We start from the raw sequence: 16,968 nt of genomic DNA, 5'->3' as shown, positions 1-16,968 counted from the left end.
GGTTTATTAGCGCTGAGTTTGTGGGGATCCCTCAGGGCTCAGGCCGGGTTTTTTGTTTTTCAATGCTAAGGAGAATGCGATGCCTGAATTACCTGAGGTTGAAACCAGCCGTCGCGGTATAGAACCACACCTGGTGGGCGCGACAATCCTTCACGCAGTGGTGCGTAACGGCCGTCTACGCTGGCCTGTATCTGATGAGATCCACGCCCTTAGCGACCAGCCCGTCCTGAGCGTGCGGCGCAGAGCGAAATACCTGCTGCTGGAATTACCGGCTGGCTGGATTATTATCCACCTGGGGATGTCCGGCAGCTTACGTATCCTGCCCGCAGAACTGCCGCCGCAGAAGCACGATCACCTGGACCTGGTTATGAGCAACGGAAAGATACTGCGCTATACCGATCCGCGCCGCTTCGGCGCGTGGCTGTGGACGAAAGCGCTGGAAGGGCACAGTGTGTTGGCGCATCTCGGCCCGGAGCCGCTTAGCGATGAATTCAGCGGCACGTGGCTATACGAAAAAAGTAAGCGTAAAAAAACAGCGATTAAACCCTGGCTGATGGACAACAAACTGGTGGTAGGAGTGGGCAATATCTACGCCAGTGAGTCGCTGTTCGCGGCGGGTATTCATCCAGACCGCCTCGCCAGCTCGCTATCTGTGGAAGAGTGCTGCCGTCTGGCGCAGACAATTAAAGCCGTATTGCTGCGCTCTATTGAGCAAGGCGGCACTACGCTGCGCGATTTTCTGCAAAGTGACGGTAAACCGGGCTATTTTGCACAGGAACTCCAGGTCTATGGGCGGGAGAAGGAACCGTGCCGCGTCTGCGGTACGCCGGTATCGGCTGGAAAACATGGGCAGCGTAGCACTTACTGGTGTCGCCACTGCCAGCGCTGATTAATCCAGCTTATTAAGCAGCGCCTTGCAAACGTGCTCTGGCAAAAAGTGGGAAACATCGCCGTGGTGGCGCGCCACCTCTTTTACCAGCGTCGAAGAGGTAAATGTCCACTCCTTTGTCGGCATCAGGAACACGCTTTCCAGTTCAGGCATCAGGTGGCGGTTCATATGCGCCAGTTGCATTTCATACTCAAAATCAGCAACGGCGCGCAGGCCGCGTACCAGTATATTTGCTCCCTGTTGGCGAGCAAAGTTGGCCATCAGGTCGCTAAACCCCATCACTTCTACATTCTTTATATGGGCTGTTGCCTGCCCGGCCAGCGCGACGCGTTCATCCAGCGTAAACAGCGTGTTTTTGTGTGGGCTGGCTGCAATAGCGATGATGATGCTATCAAACATCTGCGCCGCACGGTTGACGATATCAAGGTGACCATTGGTAATGGGATCGAATGTTCCGGGGTAAATGGCGCGTCGTTGCATCACAGGTTCTCAATGCTGTCTGGGTGGCAAATAAGGCTTCAGCAGGTCCAACAAACGCTGTAGCGCTCCCTGATTCTGGTATAACACCTCAACGGCATGGCGGCCATAGTAGTTACGGTAATCCTCATCAGAGAGCAGCGAACTGATTTCTTTAGCCAGCGAAGCCGCATCGGTAACGGTGATCAAACCGTCAGCTTGTTCGAGACGGGCGCAGATATCTTTGAAATTAAACGTATGCGGCCCCATCAGCACGGGTATAGCGTGAGCGGCAGGCTCCAGTGGATTATGGCCGCCACGCTCAACCAGAGAACCGCCAACAAATGCCAGATCGGACATACCGTATAGCAGCATAAGCTCACCCATTGTATCGCCGACGACAACCTGCGTACTGCCTGATGGAACCTCGCCTGAAGAGCGTGTGATGTAGCTCAGGCCGGCTGTGCGCACCAGTGAAATCGCATCCGGAAATCGCTCCGGGTGGCGCGGCACCAGAATGAGCAGGAGATTGGGAAATTGTTCAAGCAGCGACTTATGGGCAGCAAGAATAACGCTTTCTTCCCCTTCGTGAGTGCTGGTCGCTATCCAGACCGGGCGATGCGGCGCCCACTGCCGGCGTAACGTGACGGACTTTGCCGCCATCTGCGGCGTGACGGAAATATCAAACTTCAGGCTACCCGTAACGGCAAGCTGCGAGCGTCCGGCGCCGAGCGCAATAAAACGTTCGCCGTCTTCTTCATTCTGGGCCGCGATAAGCGTAATACGACGCATAAGGGTACGGGTAAATTTACCAAGCCTCGCGTAGCTTTTCGCAGAACGTGCGGACAGACGTGCGTTTGCAATAATCAGCGGTATCTGGCGACGGTGCAGCGCGGCAATCAGGTTCGGCCACAGTTCTGTTTCCATTACCAGCACCAGCCTTGGCTCGATATTATTCAAAAAGCGGCTAACGGCGTCTGGTAAATCATAAGGCAGGTAAACATGCTGCACATCGCGCCCGAATGCCGAGAGCACGCGCTCAGAACCGGTAGGCGTCATTGTGGTAACGGTGATGGGTAATGACGGGTAACGATGACGCAGGGCACGTACCAGTGGGATTGCGGCCAGCGTTTCACCCACGGAAACAGAATGCAGCAAAATGCCGCCCTGCTGTAATGGCTGGCGGTAAAAACCGTAGCGCTCTGCCCAGCGTTTGCGATAGGCGGGAGCCTTACGACCACGCAACCAAAGCCGAATCCAGATCAGAGGCTGGATAAGGTAAAACAGTGCGGTGTAAAGCAACTGGAGCATATTACATACTTATGCAGGGAACGTGCAGGGATTCTATGTATTTAGCCAGGGCAATGCTATTACTTTCGCGTCAGGAAGGTTCGATAGCGCACAGATGAAGCCGCAAAGCTGAATATATAATGCATTATCCGCCCGTCCACGCTGGATTACTTAATCAGGAGTAGGAAATTTAAGCCAATATATAAGATGTTGCTGTATAAAAAGCATTCATATCGGTTTGTGGAGCAGGAAGTGGTACACTGCCCGCCATATTGAAAACTGTGTCCGGTGAGCAGGTCATCGCGCCTGTCCGATGTCTCACCATTGCGGCACTTTCAGGGAGCGCATCGTCCCCTGCGGCGGATACCGGCATGAAAATTGCTTTTTGCTTATACAAATATTTTCCCTACGGGGGGTTGCAACGAGACTGTATGCGCGTCATGCAAACCGTTGCAGCGCGTGGACATTCTGTTCAGGTTTTTACTCAGCAATGGCAGGGCGAGCGCCCTGATAATCTGGATATCATCATTGTTCCGGCAACGGCTCGTACCAATCACGGTAAAAACGCGCAGTATCACGAATGGGTGAGTAAATATCTTGAACAACATCCTGTGGATCGCGTTGTGGGCTTTAATAAAATGCCCGGTCTTGATGTCTATTACGCCGCTGACGTATGTTATGCGCAGAAAGTCGCGCAGGAAAAAGGTTTCTTCTATAAACTCACAGCACGTTACAGACATTATGCCGGGTTTGAAAAAGCCACATTTCAGCCGGGCGCAAAAACAGAAATTCTGCTTCTGACTGAAAGGCAGCAGCATGATTTTCAAAAACATTATCATACTGAAAGCGCCCGCCTTCACCTTCTGCCGCCGGGTATTTATCCAGAGCGTAAATACAGCCACCAGATCGCAGACGGATATCAGATTTACCGTGAAAAAAACGGTATTAGCGATGAACAGTTCCTGCTGTTACAGGTAGGGTCGGATTACAGACGCAAAGGCGTTGTACGATCGTTACACGCTATTGCGGCATTGCCGGAAGCGATTCGCCAGCGTACGGTTTTTATGGTTGTAGGGCAGGATAAATCTTCACGTTATCAAGCCATTGCGCAAAAATTAAATATTGCTTCTAATGTGCGTTTTTTTACCGGGCGTGATGATATCTCACAACTTATGACGGCGGCCGATTTGCTGATTCACCCCGCAGTACAGGAGGCCGCTGGAATTGTGCTGCTTGAGGCACTAACCGCCGGGCTTCCCGTGATTGTCACGGATGTTTGCGGTTATGCTCATTACATCGCAAAAGCCCGGAGCGGAAGCATTATACCGGCGCCTTTTCGCCAGGAAGCACTGAATCAGTCGCTTAAGCATGCACTGGAAAACAAAACGCAGCGCGAGCGGTGGAGCCGGAATGCGCGACATTTTGCGGATACAGAAGATTTATACAGTCTGCCGGAGAAAGCCGCAGATATTATTTTAGGTAGTCGATATGGTTGAGTTAAAAGAGCCTTTTGCGTCGTTGTGGCGAGGAGAAGATCCTTTTACCGAGGTGAAAAAGCTGGACGGTAAAATATACCGCGCGCTGGAAACCCGTCGGACGCTGCGTTTTGATGTCATGGATAAAGGGTATTTCCTGAAATATCACTATGGCACAACGATAAAAGAAGTGCTGAAAAACCTGGCGTCTTTTCGCTTGCCCGTGCTGGGAGCCGATCGGGAATGGCGCGCGATTCATCGCCTGAAGGCGCTCGGTGTGGCGACCATGACGGGTAAAGCGTTTGGGCAAAAAGGACTCAATCCGTTACGCCGTACCTCGTTTATTATCACTGAAGATTTAGCACCGGCGATAAGCCTGGAAGATTTCTGTAAAGACTGGAAAAGTAACCCGCCAAATGTAAAACTAAAGCGTGAAGTTATCTACCGAATTGCCGATATGGTAGGGAAAATGCATCGTGGCGGAGTAAATCACCGTGACTGTTATCTGTGCCATTTTCTACTGGATCTGTCACAGTCTCCGCTACCAGAACATTTAAAAATATCGGTTATCGATCTTCATCGCGCGCAGATTCGCACAAAGGTTCCTCGCCGCTGGCGTGATAAGGACCTGACAGGACTCTATTTTTCTTCAATGAATATTGGCCTTACATCTCGCGATATATATCGGTTTCTACGTGTTTATTTTTTAGCCTCGCTGCGCACTATTTTTTGTCAGGAGCAACATTTACTTGCGCATGCAGCCAAAAAAGCAAAAAAAATACAAGAAAGAACAATAAGAAAGGCACTGTGAAGTGTTGATTGAATATGAAGGCTTGGGTACATGAACATTGACTTTAATAATGTTATTTTAAAGAAATACGACATCGATCGATCGGATAGTACATCGGTCAAAAAAATGAATATCGCCTATGGCGTCGATCGTAATTTTCTGTTCGGCTCCGGAATATCTATGACCTCGGTGTTGGTAAACAATCGGGATATTGCTATCCATTTTTTTGTTTTTACCGATTTTGTTGATAATGACTATATAGATTGCGTCACGCGTCTTGCAGAAACTTATCGTACAACGATTACTATCCTGGTATTCGATAATCAGGCATTTCGTCAGTTACCAAGCACAAAATTCTGGTCCTATGCGATGTATTATCGCTACGTTGCTTTTGAATACTTAAGCAAGGATTCTGAGTCGGTATTGTATCTCGACGCGGATGTTATTTGTAAAGGCCCATTGCGTGAATTAACGCAGATAGATTTTAACGGTGAATATGCCGCTGTTGTTAATGATATTGATGATGTCAGATTAAAATCTGGCGATCGCCTTGGTATTCCGAAACTGACAGAAACTTATTTTAACTCCGGCGTTGTGTTCGCAAACCTGGTTGTCTGGAAAGAACAGAAACTGTTAACAAAGGCCTTTGGCATCTTACTCGATAAAAATAAAGAGCTATTGTATTTCGATCAGGATGTGTTAAATATTCTTTTTGTAGGTAACGTGATACTTCTCCGCCGTGATTTTAACTGTATATACGGAGTTGACTGGATATTGTCCTATGAACAATATCAGGAATATATATTAGATAAACATTATCTCACTGATGAAACACGCTTAGTCCATTATGTAGGCGTTACTAAACCCTGGCATGGTTGGGCGAATTATCCTGTTTCAAAATATTTTATAAAAGCCTATAAAAAATCAGCATGGTCCGATAAACCGCTATTAAATGCAAATACAGCCAAATTATTTAAGCGTAAATCTCGTCATGAGCGCCTACAAAAAAAATATTTTCGCTCATTAATTAGCCATATTATGTACATTAAAGCAAAGCTGGGTAGTTAACGTGTTTAACATAGAACGCGGAGTTTGCATGAATTTTAATATAAGTGACGCCATTAAAGCAGTTTGCAAATATGGCCATAACGACAAAAAAAGTAATAACGAATTACATATTGCCTATGGAATAGATCAGCACTTTCAATTTGGGGCAGCAATATCTTTGACATCAGTATTGATGAATAATAGAGATATTAAACTTAATTTCCATATCTTTACAGACAACGAAGATAAACTATTTTTTAATAAGCTGAGGCAACTTGCTGAAAAAGAAACGGTTACAATAAATATCTACCTTATCGACAAATCTTTCTTTTCTGTATTGCCTAGCACCCTTGCCTGGTCAGTTGCAATATACTACAGATTTATTGCTTTTGAATATTTAGCGCAGACTTTTGCGCAAGTATTATATCTTGATGCTGATGTTATATGTAAAGGTTCTCTTCTGCCGCTAAGCCAAATGACTTTACCTGAGGGATGCTATGCTGCGGTTGTTAAAGATATCCCAGAGACAAGGCAAGGAGCGGGTAGCAGGCTTGACGAGCCACAGTTGAATGAAGACTACTTTAATTCTGGTGTGATGTTGGTTTCTCTTGATGCATGGCGTGTTAATCAAATTTTTCATCGATTACTGGAATTATTATTAACCAGCAAATTAAAACTTCAATTTTTCGATCAGGATGTATTAAATCTTCTATTTATTCGACATACCCGATTTTTGAGTGAAGACTATAATTGTATTTATGGCATCAAAAATGAACTTAAATATCGAGATATGAATAAATATAAAACAAAAATAAAAGACTCTACAATACTTATTCACTATATCGGGGTAACGAAGCCATGGAATTCCTGGGCTAATTATCCTTCAGCGCAATTTTTTAAAGTTGCTTACTTCTATTCCCCCTGGGCCACACAAAAGCTGCTCGGCCCAAGAACACCGAAACAATATAAGAAAAAATCCAGACATGAAAAGATGCAGGGAAAAATTATTGCCTCTATTATCAGTTATTTTGGTTATTTATGGGCAAAAATAAAACCATAATATAGTAATAACGCTCTCTGAGCGTTATATTATAAAAGGCGTGAGTAAAGATATTTTATATACCATTTTATGGATTGTAAATGTTTTCCCTGGCGCCAATTCTTCCTTGAATATACACGGTAATCGGTTGGGCGCATTCTTTCTTGATAAGAGCGTAGTGGAATATTTTTCCAGGGAGTAAAATGATGATAAAAAAGGAATAGCTGCTGGGATAGCCCGTCATGTTCTTTAAACCACGGTTTTCTTCCACCGGTAAAATGAATAATGCGGGGCAACTTCTCTTTTACGTAGAAAAAGGTTTCCTTTTGTTCTTCTGTATACCAGTTAAATATATAGTTCCAACTGTTATCAATAAAAATAAAGTTATTGCACATAGCGATATTCAGGGCATCTTGATCCGGATAAGGTAACGTTTCACCTTTTTCGAAAAGAATAAGATTAGCTTTTCTTTCAACCTCATTCGCTATCCAGTTTCCTATATTAATATATAAAAAACCAGAGTTAAAGTACTTACCAGTTTGTATATTAAGGCGTTGAGCATTTATATTATTATTTGTATCCAGGGAGTCATGGCTAACAGCACAAATAACTTCATCGATATTTATTTTATTGATGCCGCTGATGTCAGAAAAACACAGCGTATCAGCATCGAGGTATATAAATTTATCAACTTTCCCAGCTAATAGTCTTGGCACCGCAAGGCGCATATAAACTGATCGGTTGAGGTGTTTGATTGTAAAATTGTCTTGATACTTTTCAATCTCTGCTTTATCGATCTCAATAACCAAAATGAGTGGACTGGTCGCTCTTAATCTTTCAATATCGCTATCGCAAACATCATAAACAAAAACATAAAACGCCAACGGAATATGAACATTATTCATGATCACAGAAGTTATTGACGTTGCAACGTATTCCAGGTAATTAGCATCCGTACAATAAGCAATATTTATAGTTTTATTATTCATTACTGATTCTACCACCTTTAGTTCTGGTATGCCTGGCAAGCAGCGCAGCTACCGCTTCAGTAACTGCACTAACCGGTATCCAGGAAAGATATTTTTTTGAACGATCAAGCTCGTCTCTTTTAGGCATTACATGATAATCTCCAGCCCAAATTATTACAGCTTTATCTGTCCATGGACGCCACTGTAGATAGTTTGTCGCACCAAACAAACTGACCTGAGGAGTTTGCAGCGCAGCAGCCATATGCATAGGTGCCGAATCAACGCCAATATATAAGGTGGCACCGTCAATAAGGGCAGCAAGCTGCAGAAAGGTGGTTTTACCCGCAAACTGCAGATCTGGTTTATGAGTACACAGATTAGCAATATTTTTAACCTGTTCCAGTTCATTTTGTAAAGGTCCACAGGTTAGTATTACATGCAACCTGTACTGTGCCAGATAATCAATAACAGCTGCAAATTTACTGTCATCCCAGCATTTAAAGCATTGACGGGCAGTGGGTTGTATCACAACGTAGCGTTTATCATTAAGCATTGGGTTTATCTGAAGCAACGAACGCCGATCGCTTTCAGTATAATAAAGTGATAGCGCTTTAACCCAATATTTTTTTGCTATATTTATACCCGTTAATATTGACAAATTTTGTTCAACGATATGTGTGCCTGTTAGAGGTACAACGTGAGAAAATAACTTATTCCAGGAATTTTTATTACGTTCAAAAGAAACAGAAAAGCGATGTAATGAAGCAACCAATAGACCGATTGGCCACTGTTCAGATAAATTCAAAATGAGATCATATTTATTTTTTTTTAGCTTTCTTCTGATGTAGAGGAAGTTACAGATTTTTTTTATCAGCCCAACCTTTTTTTCAATGAGATAAAACTCATTAATATTAGGATCTGCAGATAAAATGGCCTTAGTATCTTTATAAAGCAATATATCTATATTTGCCTGAGGATAAATTTTTTTAAGGGTTGCTATTACTGGCGTAATAAGCAGCATATCCCCGTAAAATTTGAGTTTACAAATTAAAATACGGTTAACTTTTTCTGGCATATTATATTCCCTTGCCCGGTAGTAATACTTTGCAAGCTTTTAGTAAGCGGTAACGAACAGACGAGACGAAAGTATCAATAGCGATATATTTCATTTTAAAAATAACTTTCTTTTCAATAACGCCAGCATCACAATACCGTAACGCAGTTTGAATATTATCAATCATATCTGTTTCATAGCAATAGTATCCTTTTTTCTTACGCAGAATCTTTCGAGCCTCAAGAAAACAGTTAACAATCATCAAAGTGCCGAGGATCTTTTTTTCACTATTTTGAGATATATAGTGACACATTTTATTCATCGCAAAAAAAATGTGTCTGGCATCGCTTTCTTTAATATTTTCGGTGATACCTGATTTATTAACGCGGTAGAAATATAAATAATTTTCTATCTTAAGTATAGTGCTGCATTTAAAATACTGGAATGGACAGAACATAATGTCTTCATAACGACGATGCTCTTCAAAACGATCGCTACCGATAATACTTCTGCGAAAAACCTTAGTAACCAGGTGCCATTGTGAAGCCCTGAAAGTCGGCGTCAGTAAAGAAAGTCCCTGATCTGATAACGCTATCACTTGTTCGTTAATAGGGCAATCCCGATAAAGGTTGAACCCTTGCAGCTCGTCCATATTTCTGGTGAGTTTAAACTCAACAATGTCATAGCGCTCATTTTTCAGTTTTGGCAACAAAATATTAAAGTAGTCAGGGCTAATAACATCATCACTATCAACGAATGCGATATATTTTCCGCTTGCATTTTCAAGGCCCACGTTACGAGCGATGGCAACACCAAGGTTATCCTGGCAAAAGTATTTTACGTTAGGGTTTGGATTGCTTTGATAAAATTCAACTATCCGTTGTTCAGTTTCGTCAGTAGATCCATCATTGACGATGATGATTTCAACTTCATCGGTGATTTTTCTTTGTAATGAACTCAGCGTGCTAACAATCAGCTCAGCGTTATTAAACGCTGGTATGATGATGCTGAGCAAATAACCTGACGGATTATTCATGGTTTTGCTCTCTCGCCATATTTAGCGTAATCATTAATGCAAGACATAGGTAAGACATACAATTTAGGGCGCCACTTTTATCATACAATAGTGTGTCACTAAGCCCATAAATAATAATAGCTAACGTAATAGTTAAGAGCGCTATGCTGCGATTAAGTTTTGCTGCGTGTAACATAGCACCATAAACCCCAAGCAGCAAAACGACTCCAATGATGCCCTTTAAGGAAAAAGTATCTGCCATTTCATTATGAAAATGCGTATTTTTGTAACTTAACACGCTTTTAAAGGTTGGATTTAATTTAATCAGTTCATCTAAGCCATTGCTTCTTGCTTCAAGGGATTGACCGAATGGATGCGACATTCCCGTAAATACACCAGCCTGTTGCATAGCAAAGCGAGCACCAATAGATGTATTACTGTTTTTGTTACCGTATGAAATAAGATCATGTTGGAAATCAGAGTAACGTTTTACCAGAATCGGCTTGAGCAGAGCAAAAATCATACAACCAAAAAAAATAAAAAAGAAAAAAGCTCGTATAAGTAATTTCCTGTCATGGCGGAAATGTATAAAAAATAAAAAAATACTGAGGAAAGGATAAATAAGTATCGCTGCTCGAGTTTGAGTGCTAATGATAGCCGATAATGAGATAATAAAATGCAGTAAATAGAATACAATACACCATTTAGAACGTAGATTTATAATAGCTTGTGAAAACCCTAAAGCTACAAAAGTTAATGCATATGCTGCAGTTGTTGCATTTTCATAACCAAGTTGTACTCGATAAGTGGTGAGGTTTGCTCCGCTATTATGATATAACTGCCAGCCGGCATAACAATAGAGTCCTGTACCCACTAAAAAGATGAAATAATGTAACGAAAAAGTTGCTCTTAACTGACGGGAAGATGGACAGCAAAGCGCAGCCACAATGAAGGAAGTAAATATAAGAATTTTTCCTCCATTTTGATAAGCACGATATGCTCCTGTGAAAGCGCTTCCGTGTACTTTAAACACCGCGACCCAGATAACTTGCATAAGTCCTAAAGCCAACAGCATACCCGGCAGGATAAGTTGTTTTTTGTTGCCTTTCAAATAAGGCAAATTTTTGTAGATAACGGCCAGAGAAATAATAGCACTAAAAATAAAGACCTTAAGTGCTTTTTCAGGAATAACCGGAGCCATCGCAAAAGATAGCATACATCCCAGGTAGAGCATGATGCTGGCTACTCCAGCCGAATCGTTTTTTGAGCTATCCATAATACGCGAGAAAATATGGCTACAAAGCATAATAAGACTCTGGAATAGTTATATGATATTCAAACGTAAGAGCAAATTGTTCACTGAGTCTGCATACGTCGATGACATTTTCAGATCTTCGCTAATCAACGCATACTGATTTTTTCCATATCCGCCAATCAACCCAGGGTCGGTTGGACCATATAGCGTCACATTGGGGCGGTCAAGCGCCGCTGCAAGGTGGCTAAGCCCGGTATCTACCGACACAATAAATTTAGCGCCTGCCAGCAGCCGCGCCACCTCTGCAAGGCTCATCCGTGGCAGTACGTCAACATAGTCAAATCCCTGAGCCAGCCGTTTTGCTCGTGCTTCTTCATGAGGCGCCCCCCAGGGCAGTTTGATACGTAAGCCTGTGGACGCCATTAGCGCAATCAGCTCTCGCCAGCGCGCTTCCGGCCAGTGTTTATCGTCACGCGTAGTGGCATGCAGGAATACTGCGTAATTTGCTGCGTCAGCATGCCGATCGTGCGAAAAAGCGTGGGCGATAGCATAGTCGCCCTTTGCTTGCGGCTTGTGGTACCCGAGGCTTTTAGCAAACAATTCACGCGTACGTTCAACGGCATGTTGCGCCCTGGGGACAGGATGACGGCGTTGGTAAAAAAGGCAGGCCAGGGGTTCACGCGCGCTTTGCCAGTCCATTCCGTGCTTTATCCCTCTGGCAAGACGCGTTACCAGCGCTGCGCTTTTTACCAGCCCTTGCGCATCAATTATGGCATCGTAGCGTACAGATTGCAGCGTTTCCCTGAAGGCTTGCCGCTCTTTTTTGACCGGCGCCGAAAACCACGCTTTACGCCAGCGTCGCAGCGCAACGGGAATCACTCGCTCTACCGCGCTGTGCCAGCCGGGAATCTGCGCAAATCCCTCTTCGACCGCCCAGTCGAAACGAATGCCGTTAATTGCCTGAGCGGCGTCGGTTAACGAAGGTAACGTGTGAAGCACATCTCCCATAGAAGACGTTTTAACGATCAACACTCGCATCCGTTATGCGTCCCCCGCTCTGTAATAAATCATGTAGCTCGTCCAGCACCTGCTGCGGTTTGATATCAATCAGACTCTGATGATAGCCGCTTTCTTTATCGCCCTGTCGAATTTTGAGATAACCCTTGATTAGGCGGATAACGCGCGCCTTGTTAGACAGCGGTGGCGTAAAATCCGGGCTGCTTGGGCCATAAAGCGCCACCAGAGGTCGCCCAAGCGCGGCAGCAATGTGCATCAGCCCCGAGTCGTTAGTAACCACCGCTTCGCAGGCGGCAATTAAGGCGACGGCCTGCTCTAGCTGGGTTTCACCTGCCAGTGTACGGCACCAGCAGCGCATTTCTGCAGGTAGAGCGGCGACAATTTCTTCGCTGGCTTCGCGGTCCTTTACAGAGCCGAAAAGCGCTATTTGCTTCCCCTCGGATATAAGCGTTCGTGCCAGCGCGGCATAGTGATAATGCGGCCAGCGTTTGGCCGGGCCAAATTCCGCGCCGGGGCAAAAACCAATAATGGGACGTTTACAGCTCAGTGAGAAACTGGCGCAAACCTGGCTTTTTTCATCATCGCTGACCTGTAACTGTGGCCACAGTAGCGGCTGAGGAAGATCTTTTGCCGATAATATTGTGCCCTTGTCATAGGCCAGCGCCACATAGCGCTCAACCATTAGCGGCCACGCTTGTTTGTCAAGGACGCGCACATCGTTAAGCAGGCCATAGCGCATCTCGCCACGCCAGCCGGTGCGTAACGGAATACGGGCAAAGAAAGGGATCAGCGCCGATTTAAATGAGTTAGGCAGCACGAAGGCGCGATCGTAACAACGCTCGCGCAGGCTAATGCCCAGTCGGCGGCGTTCGCCAGGCGCCAGCGCGCCGTGTCCGAGCGGCATTTCAATCGCTTCGTTTACCTCGGGCATACGCGACAGCAGCGGACGGCACCATGCTGGCGCCATCACGTCGATTGTCGCATGGGGATAGCGAGCCTTGAGCGTGCGATACAGACTTTGCGACATCATCATGTCGCCCACCCATGAAGGGCCAACCACCAGTATTCTCATAAACCAGATTGTCCGTTATGCGTCGCGGTTAAGCCAGGCCATGTATTCCGTCACGCCTTCGGCAACGGTTTTGAATGGCTTGTTATAACCCGCAGCGCGCAGATTGGTTAAATCTGCCTGGGTAAAGGCCTGATAGCGGCCTTTTAGCCGATCGGGAAAGGCGATGTACTCAATTTTGCCTTTTTTATGGTACGCCAGCGCGGCATCGGCCACCGCCTGGAAAGATTCAGCCCGGCCTGTGCCGCAGTTAAAGATGCCGGAAACGCCGTTTTGCCAGAACCACAGGTTGACGGCGGCGACATCGCCAACATAGATAAAGTCGCGCCTGAACCTATCGCTGCCTTCAAACAGCTTCGGGTTTTCGCCATTATTTAGCTGCGTATTAAGATGGAACGCCACACTTGCCATGCTGCCTTTATGCCCTTCGCGCGGCCCGTAAACGTTGAAGTAGCGAAAGCCGACCACCTGTGAATCAACATGCGGCAGGATCTCACGTACATACTGATCGAACAGAAATTTAGAATAGCCGTAGACATTAAGCGGCTGCTCGTACTCACGCGACTCGATAAAATCGCTGGTACGACCGCCGTAGGTCGCCGCAGATGAGGCATACAGGAACGGAATTTCACGCTCCAGACAAAAATGAAGCAACTCTTTGGAATACTGATAGTTGTTGTCCATCATATACTTGCCGTCCCACTCGGTAGTGGAAGAGCAGGCGCCTTCGTGGAATACCGCTTCAATGTCGCCAAAATCATCGCCCGCCATCACTTGCATAAGAAAGTCTTCTTTATCCATGTAGTCAGCGATGTCGAGGTCAACCAGATTTACGAATTTGGTGCCGTCTTTGAGATTGTCGACAACCAGAATATCTTTACGGCCGAGTTCATTCAGCGCTTTTACAATGTTGCTGCCGATAAAGCCGGCGCCGCCGGTGACGATGATCATAAGCATTAACCTTCTAAGATAGGGGCCTGGAGGTCATTTCCGGGCGCGAATGTCTCTTATCATACCATCACATCCCCGTGACCGGCATCCAACAGCCGACGTTATGACGGCAACCTTGTTCTTTAGCGCGTGATTTATGCTGCAAAATGTAAACATACTGAAGCGTCGTCTCGTTACGGGGCCTGGTTTTGGGTAAAATATGCCGTATTTTGCCATGCCTGGAGAATGGAAATGCGAGAAGATTTTTATCAGCAGTTAGCGGCCAGCCTGGATACAGCGCGTGCGGAGGGGCTGTTTAAGGAAGAGCGCATTATCACTTCTGCGCAACAGGCGGATATTGCTGTTGCCGACGGTAGCCATGTTATTAACTTTTGCGCCAATAATTATCTCGGCCTGGCTAATCACCCGGCGCTGATTGAGGCTGCGAAACAGGGGATGGATTGTCACGGTTTTGGTATGGCGTCCGTACGTTTTATCTGCGGCACACAGGATAGCCACAAGGCGCTGGAAAAGGCGCTGGCGGCGTTTCTTGGTATGGAGGACGCTATACTTTATTCCTCCTGCTTTGATGCCAATGGCGGTCTTTTCGAAACGCTGCTCGGGCCAGAAGACGCCATTATTTCCGATGCCCTGAACCATGCTTCTATTATTGATGGCGTACGCCTGTGTAAGGCCAGGCGCTATCGCTATGCGAATAACGATATGGGCGAGCTGGAATCCCGGTTGAAAGAGGCGCGTGAAGCGGGCGCTCGCCACGTTATGATCGCAACAGACGGCGTTTTTTCTATGGACGGCGTCATTGCAAATCTTAAAGGCGTTTGCGACTTAGCGGATAAATACGATGCGCTGGTTATGGTTGACGATTCGCATGCGGTTGGTTTCGTTGGGGCTAACGGGCGCGGTACGCATGAGTATTGTGACGTGATGGGGCGTGTTGACATTATCACCGGCACGCTGGGGAAAGCGCTTGGCGGCGCATCCGGCGGCTACACCGCGGCGCGTAAAAATGTGGTGGAATGGCTGCGCCAGCGCTCACGTCCGTACCTTTTTTCTAACTCTCTGGCGCCGGCGATTGTTTCTGCTTCCATTAAGGCGCTGGAAATGTTGGAGACTGGCGATGCGTTGCGCAACAGCCTCTGGCGTAACGCGCGTCTGTTCCGTGAAAAGATGACTGCCGCAGGTTTTACGCTGGCAGGAGCCGATCATGCCATCATTCCGGTAATGTTAGGCGATGCCGCTGTTGCGCAATCCTTTGCCCGCGAACTGCAAAAAGAAGGCATATATGTTACCGGCTTTTTCTATCCTGTCGTGCCGAAAGGGCAGGCGCGCATTCGTACCCAGATGTCCGCAGCGCACACACCTGAACAGATCGCGCGCGCGGTAGATGCGTTTACCCGTATCGGTAAACGGTTGGGCGTCATTTCCTGAGGATAAGCGATGAGAGCATTAGCGAAACTGAAAGCCGCAGAAGGCATCTGGATGACTGACGTTCCTGAACCGGAAGTGGGCCACAACGATTTGCTGATTAAAATCCGTAAAACGGCGATCTGCGGTACTGACGTACATATTTACAACTGGGATGCGTGGTCGCAAAAAACCATTCCCGTGCCGATGGTAGTCGGCCATGAGTACGTAGGCGAAGTGGTAGGGATAGGCCAGGAAGTTCGCGGCTTTAAAATTGGCGATCGCGTTTCCGGCGAGGGGCATATTACCTGCGGCCACTGCCGCAACTGCCGGGCTGGCCGTACCCACCTGTGCCGCAACACTATTGGCGTAGGGGTTAATCGACCGGGATGCTTTGCCGACTATCTGGTGCTGCCGGCGTTTAACGCATTCAAAATTCCCGACAACATCTCCGACGACCTCGCGTCAATCTTTGATCCCTTTGGTAACGCGGTACATACCGCGCTGTCATTTGATCTGGTAGGTGAGGATGTACTGGTATCCGGCGCGGGGCCTATTGGAATTATGGCTGCGGCCGTGGCGAAGCATGTAGGCGCGCGCAACGTGGCTATCACCGATGTAAACGACTACCGTCTGGCGCTGGCACGCGATATGGGCATAACGCATGCGATAAACGTAAGCCAGCAAAACCTTGCAGATGTCATGTCTGAACTGGGTATGACCGAAGGGTTTGACGTAGGGCTTGAGATGTCCGGCGCGCCCGCGGCATTTCACACTATGCTGGATACTATGAATCATGGCGGCCGTATCGCAATGCTGGGAATTCCGCCTGGGGAAATGTCTATCGACTGGAATAAAATCATCTTTAAGGGGTTGTTTATAAAAGGAATTTATGGGAGGGAGATGTTCGAAACCTGGTATAAAATGGCGGCGCTGATTCAGTCTGGCCTCGATCTTTCCCCCATTATCACCCACCGTTTTTCTGTTGATGATTTCCAGCAAGGGTTTGACGTCATGCGGTCAGGCCAGTCCGGGAAAGTGATTCTCTCCTGGGATTAAGCGTGAACAGGCCGGTTTTGCGGCCTTTTTATCAAGTTTTATCTGAAAATGACGGTCGGTTGTAAATTCGTTCAGGTGATATAAAACTTTATCTGCGTTCGTTACTCTTATAACGATGCAGGCTTGTTAGTTGTACTTTGATTGAACCTGGCGCACCTGCGTCATGGCAGTACGCCGCTGAGTTCAGGCC

The 16,968-nt window shown here is 46.4% G+C and carries 17 protein-coding genes; 7 read left to right on the top strand and 10 right to left on the bottom strand.

Annotated features, from left to right (window positions below):
- The first annotated feature begins 79 nt into the window (after window positions 1-79).
- Entirely contained in the window at window positions 80-889 is an 810-nt protein-coding gene (gene mutM / locus JJB97_RS03315; RefSeq protein WP_238712381.1) for a bifunctional DNA-formamidopyrimidine glycosylase/DNA-(apurinic or apyrimidinic site) lyase, read from the top strand.
- Here mutM and coaD read toward each other — a convergent pair whose 3' ends face one another.
- The 3 genes from coaD to JJB97_RS03300 form a co-directional block, all read right to left on the bottom strand.
- Complete coding sequence (coaD, locus tag JJB97_RS03310) at window positions 890-1,369, bottom strand: pantetheine-phosphate adenylyltransferase (RefSeq protein ID WP_238712384.1); 480 nt, start codon at window positions 1,367-1,369, stop codon at window positions 890-892.
- Between the two features lie 9 nt (window positions 1,370-1,378).
- Window positions 1,379-2,656 carry a lipid IV(A) 3-deoxy-D-manno-octulosonic acid transferase gene (gene waaA, locus JJB97_RS03305; RefSeq protein ID WP_238712380.1) on the bottom strand — a complete coding sequence of 426 codons (1,278 nt, stop codon included), beginning with the start codon at window positions 2,654-2,656 and terminating at the stop codon, window positions 1,379-1,381.
- A gap of 169 nt (window positions 2,657-2,825) precedes the next feature.
- A complete protein-coding gene (locus JJB97_RS03300; RefSeq protein ID WP_238712385.1) occupies window positions 2,826-3,032 on the bottom strand; it encodes a hypothetical protein in 207 nt (68 codons plus the stop codon).
- Here JJB97_RS03300 and JJB97_RS03295 point away from each other — a divergent pair.
- From JJB97_RS03295 to JJB97_RS03280, 4 genes are read left to right on the top strand one after another with little or no spacing between them, the layout of a single operon-like run.
- Entirely contained in the window at window positions 3,007-4,131 is a 1,125-nt protein-coding gene (locus JJB97_RS03295) for a glycosyltransferase family 4 protein (protein WP_238712379.1), read from the top strand. The two genes, JJB97_RS03300 and JJB97_RS03295, sit on opposite strands and share 26 nt — an antisense overlap.
- Entirely contained in the window at window positions 4,124-4,921 is a 798-nt protein-coding gene (gene rfaP, locus JJB97_RS03290) for a lipopolysaccharide core heptose(I) kinase RfaP (RefSeq protein ID WP_238712378.1), read from the top strand. Before JJB97_RS03295 ends, rfaP begins: the two co-directional genes overlap by 8 nt.
- 30 nt (window positions 4,922-4,951) lie before the next feature.
- A complete protein-coding gene (locus JJB97_RS03285) occupies window positions 4,952-5,968 on the top strand; it encodes a glycosyltransferase family 8 protein (RefSeq protein WP_238712377.1) in 1,017 nt (338 codons plus the stop codon).
- 28 nt (window positions 5,969-5,996) lie between these two features.
- Window positions 5,997-7,007, top strand: a complete 1,011-nt coding sequence (locus JJB97_RS03280; RefSeq protein ID WP_238712376.1) for a glycosyltransferase family 8 protein — start codon at window positions 5,997-5,999, stop codon at window positions 7,005-7,007.
- Between the two features lie 29 nt (window positions 7,008-7,036).
- On the opposite strand, the gene JJB97_RS03275 is transcribed toward JJB97_RS03280, so the two are convergent.
- The 7 genes from JJB97_RS03275 to rfaD are packed head-to-tail and all read right to left on the bottom strand — an operon-like array spanning window position 7,037 to window position 14,315.
- A complete protein-coding gene (locus JJB97_RS03275; protein WP_238712375.1) occupies window positions 7,037-7,975 on the bottom strand; it encodes a glycosyltransferase family 8 protein in 939 nt (312 codons plus the stop codon).
- Window positions 7,968-9,029, bottom strand: a complete 1,062-nt coding sequence (rfaQ, locus tag JJB97_RS03270) for a lipopolysaccharide core heptosyltransferase RfaQ (RefSeq protein ID WP_238712374.1) — start codon at window positions 9,027-9,029, stop codon at window positions 7,968-7,970. The genes JJB97_RS03275 and rfaQ overlap by 8 nt, the downstream gene beginning before the upstream one ends.
- A gap of 1 nt (window position 9,030) precedes the next feature.
- Window positions 9,031-10,044, bottom strand: coding sequence for a glycosyltransferase family 2 protein (locus tag JJB97_RS03265; RefSeq protein ID WP_238712373.1), 1,014 nt, complete (start codon window positions 10,042-10,044; stop codon window positions 9,031-9,033).
- Entirely contained in the window at window positions 10,037-11,299 is a 1,263-nt protein-coding gene (locus tag JJB97_RS03260; protein ID WP_238712372.1) for an O-antigen ligase family protein, read from the bottom strand. Before JJB97_RS03260 ends, JJB97_RS03265 begins: the two co-directional genes overlap by 8 nt.
- A gap of 48 nt (window positions 11,300-11,347) precedes the next feature.
- Window positions 11,348-12,316, bottom strand: a complete 969-nt coding sequence (gene rfaC, locus JJB97_RS03255) for a lipopolysaccharide heptosyltransferase RfaC (protein WP_238712371.1) — start codon at window positions 12,314-12,316, stop codon at window positions 11,348-11,350.
- Window positions 12,297-13,367 (bottom strand): ADP-heptose--LPS heptosyltransferase RfaF, encoded by a 1,071-nt coding sequence (gene rfaF / locus JJB97_RS03250; protein ID WP_238712370.1) that lies wholly within the window; start codon window positions 13,365-13,367, stop codon window positions 12,297-12,299. The genes rfaC and rfaF overlap by 20 nt, the downstream gene beginning before the upstream one ends.
- Before the next feature lie 15 nt (window positions 13,368-13,382).
- Window positions 13,383-14,315 (bottom strand): ADP-glyceromanno-heptose 6-epimerase, encoded by a 933-nt coding sequence (gene rfaD, locus JJB97_RS03245; RefSeq protein WP_238712369.1) that lies wholly within the window; start codon window positions 14,313-14,315, stop codon window positions 13,383-13,385.
- Window positions 14,316-14,546: 231 nt separating this feature from the next.
- Here rfaD and kbl point away from each other — a divergent pair, with 231 nt between their 5' ends.
- Window positions 14,547-15,743 carry a glycine C-acetyltransferase gene (gene kbl / locus JJB97_RS03240; protein ID WP_238712368.1) on the top strand — a complete coding sequence of 399 codons (1,197 nt, stop codon included), beginning with the start codon at window positions 14,547-14,549 and terminating at the stop codon, window positions 15,741-15,743.
- A 9-nt stretch (window positions 15,744-15,752) separates the two neighbouring features.
- A complete protein-coding gene (gene tdh / locus JJB97_RS03235; RefSeq protein ID WP_238712367.1) occupies window positions 15,753-16,778 on the top strand; it encodes an L-threonine 3-dehydrogenase in 1,026 nt (341 codons plus the stop codon).
- The last annotated feature ends 190 nt before the right edge of the window (window positions 16,779-16,968 follow it).

Source organism: Tenebrionibacter intestinalis, from assembly GCF_016632365.1.
Taxonomy (GTDB): domain Bacteria; phylum Pseudomonadota; class Gammaproteobacteria; order Enterobacterales; family Enterobacteriaceae; genus Tenebrionibacter; species Tenebrionibacter intestinalis.
Note: the sequence above shows the minus strand (reverse complement) of the source record. Positions and strands in the feature narration are given on the sequence as shown.

Bases quoted from the DNA above. Each gene is read 5' to 3' on its own strand.
- JJB97_RS03285 (WP_238712377.1), top strand. From the start codon at position 4,952: ATGAACATTGACTTTAATAATGTTATTTTAAAGAAATACGACATCGAT.
- JJB97_RS03295 (WP_238712379.1), top strand. From the start codon at position 3,007: ATGAAAATTGCTTTTTGCTTATACAAATATTTTCCCTACGGGGGGTTG.
- tdh (WP_238712367.1), top strand. From the start codon at position 15,753: ATGAGAGCATTAGCGAAACTGAAAGCCGCAGAAGGCATCTGGATGACT.
- rfaF (WP_238712370.1), bottom strand. From the start codon at position 13,367: ATGAGAATACTGGTGGTTGGCCCTTCATGGGTGGGCGACATGATGATG.
- kbl (WP_238712368.1), top strand. From the start codon at position 14,547: ATGCGAGAAGATTTTTATCAGCAGTTAGCGGCCAGCCTGGATACAGCG.
- JJB97_RS03280 (WP_238712376.1), top strand. From the start codon at position 5,997: ATGAATTTTAATATAAGTGACGCCATTAAAGCAGTTTGCAAATATGGC.
- rfaP (WP_238712378.1), top strand. From the start codon at position 4,124: ATGGTTGAGTTAAAAGAGCCTTTTGCGTCGTTGTGGCGAGGAGAAGAT.
- JJB97_RS03260 (WP_238712372.1), bottom strand. From the start codon at position 11,299: ATGGATAGCTCAAAAAACGATTCGGCTGGAGTAGCCAGCATCATGCTC.
- JJB97_RS03265 (WP_238712373.1), bottom strand. From the start codon at position 10,044: ATGAATAATCCGTCAGGTTATTTGCTCAGCATCATCATACCAGCGTTT.
- rfaQ (WP_238712374.1), bottom strand. From the start codon at position 9,029: ATGCCAGAAAAAGTTAACCGTATTTTAATTTGTAAACTCAAATTTTAC.
- JJB97_RS03275 (WP_238712375.1), bottom strand. From the start codon at position 7,975: ATGAATAATAAAACTATAAATATTGCTTATTGTACGGATGCTAATTAC.
- rfaC (WP_238712371.1), bottom strand. From the start codon at position 12,316: ATGCGAGTGTTGATCGTTAAAACGTCTTCTATGGGAGATGTGCTTCAC.
- coaD (WP_238712384.1), bottom strand. From the start codon at position 1,369: ATGCAACGACGCGCCATTTACCCCGGAACATTCGATCCCATTACCAAT.
- rfaD (WP_238712369.1), bottom strand. From the start codon at position 14,315: ATGATCATCGTCACCGGCGGCGCCGGCTTTATCGGCAGCAACATTGTA.
- waaA (WP_238712380.1), bottom strand. From the start codon at position 2,656: ATGCTCCAGTTGCTTTACACCGCACTGTTTTACCTTATCCAGCCTCTG.
- mutM (WP_238712381.1), top strand. From the start codon at position 80: ATGCCTGAATTACCTGAGGTTGAAACCAGCCGTCGCGGTATAGAACCA.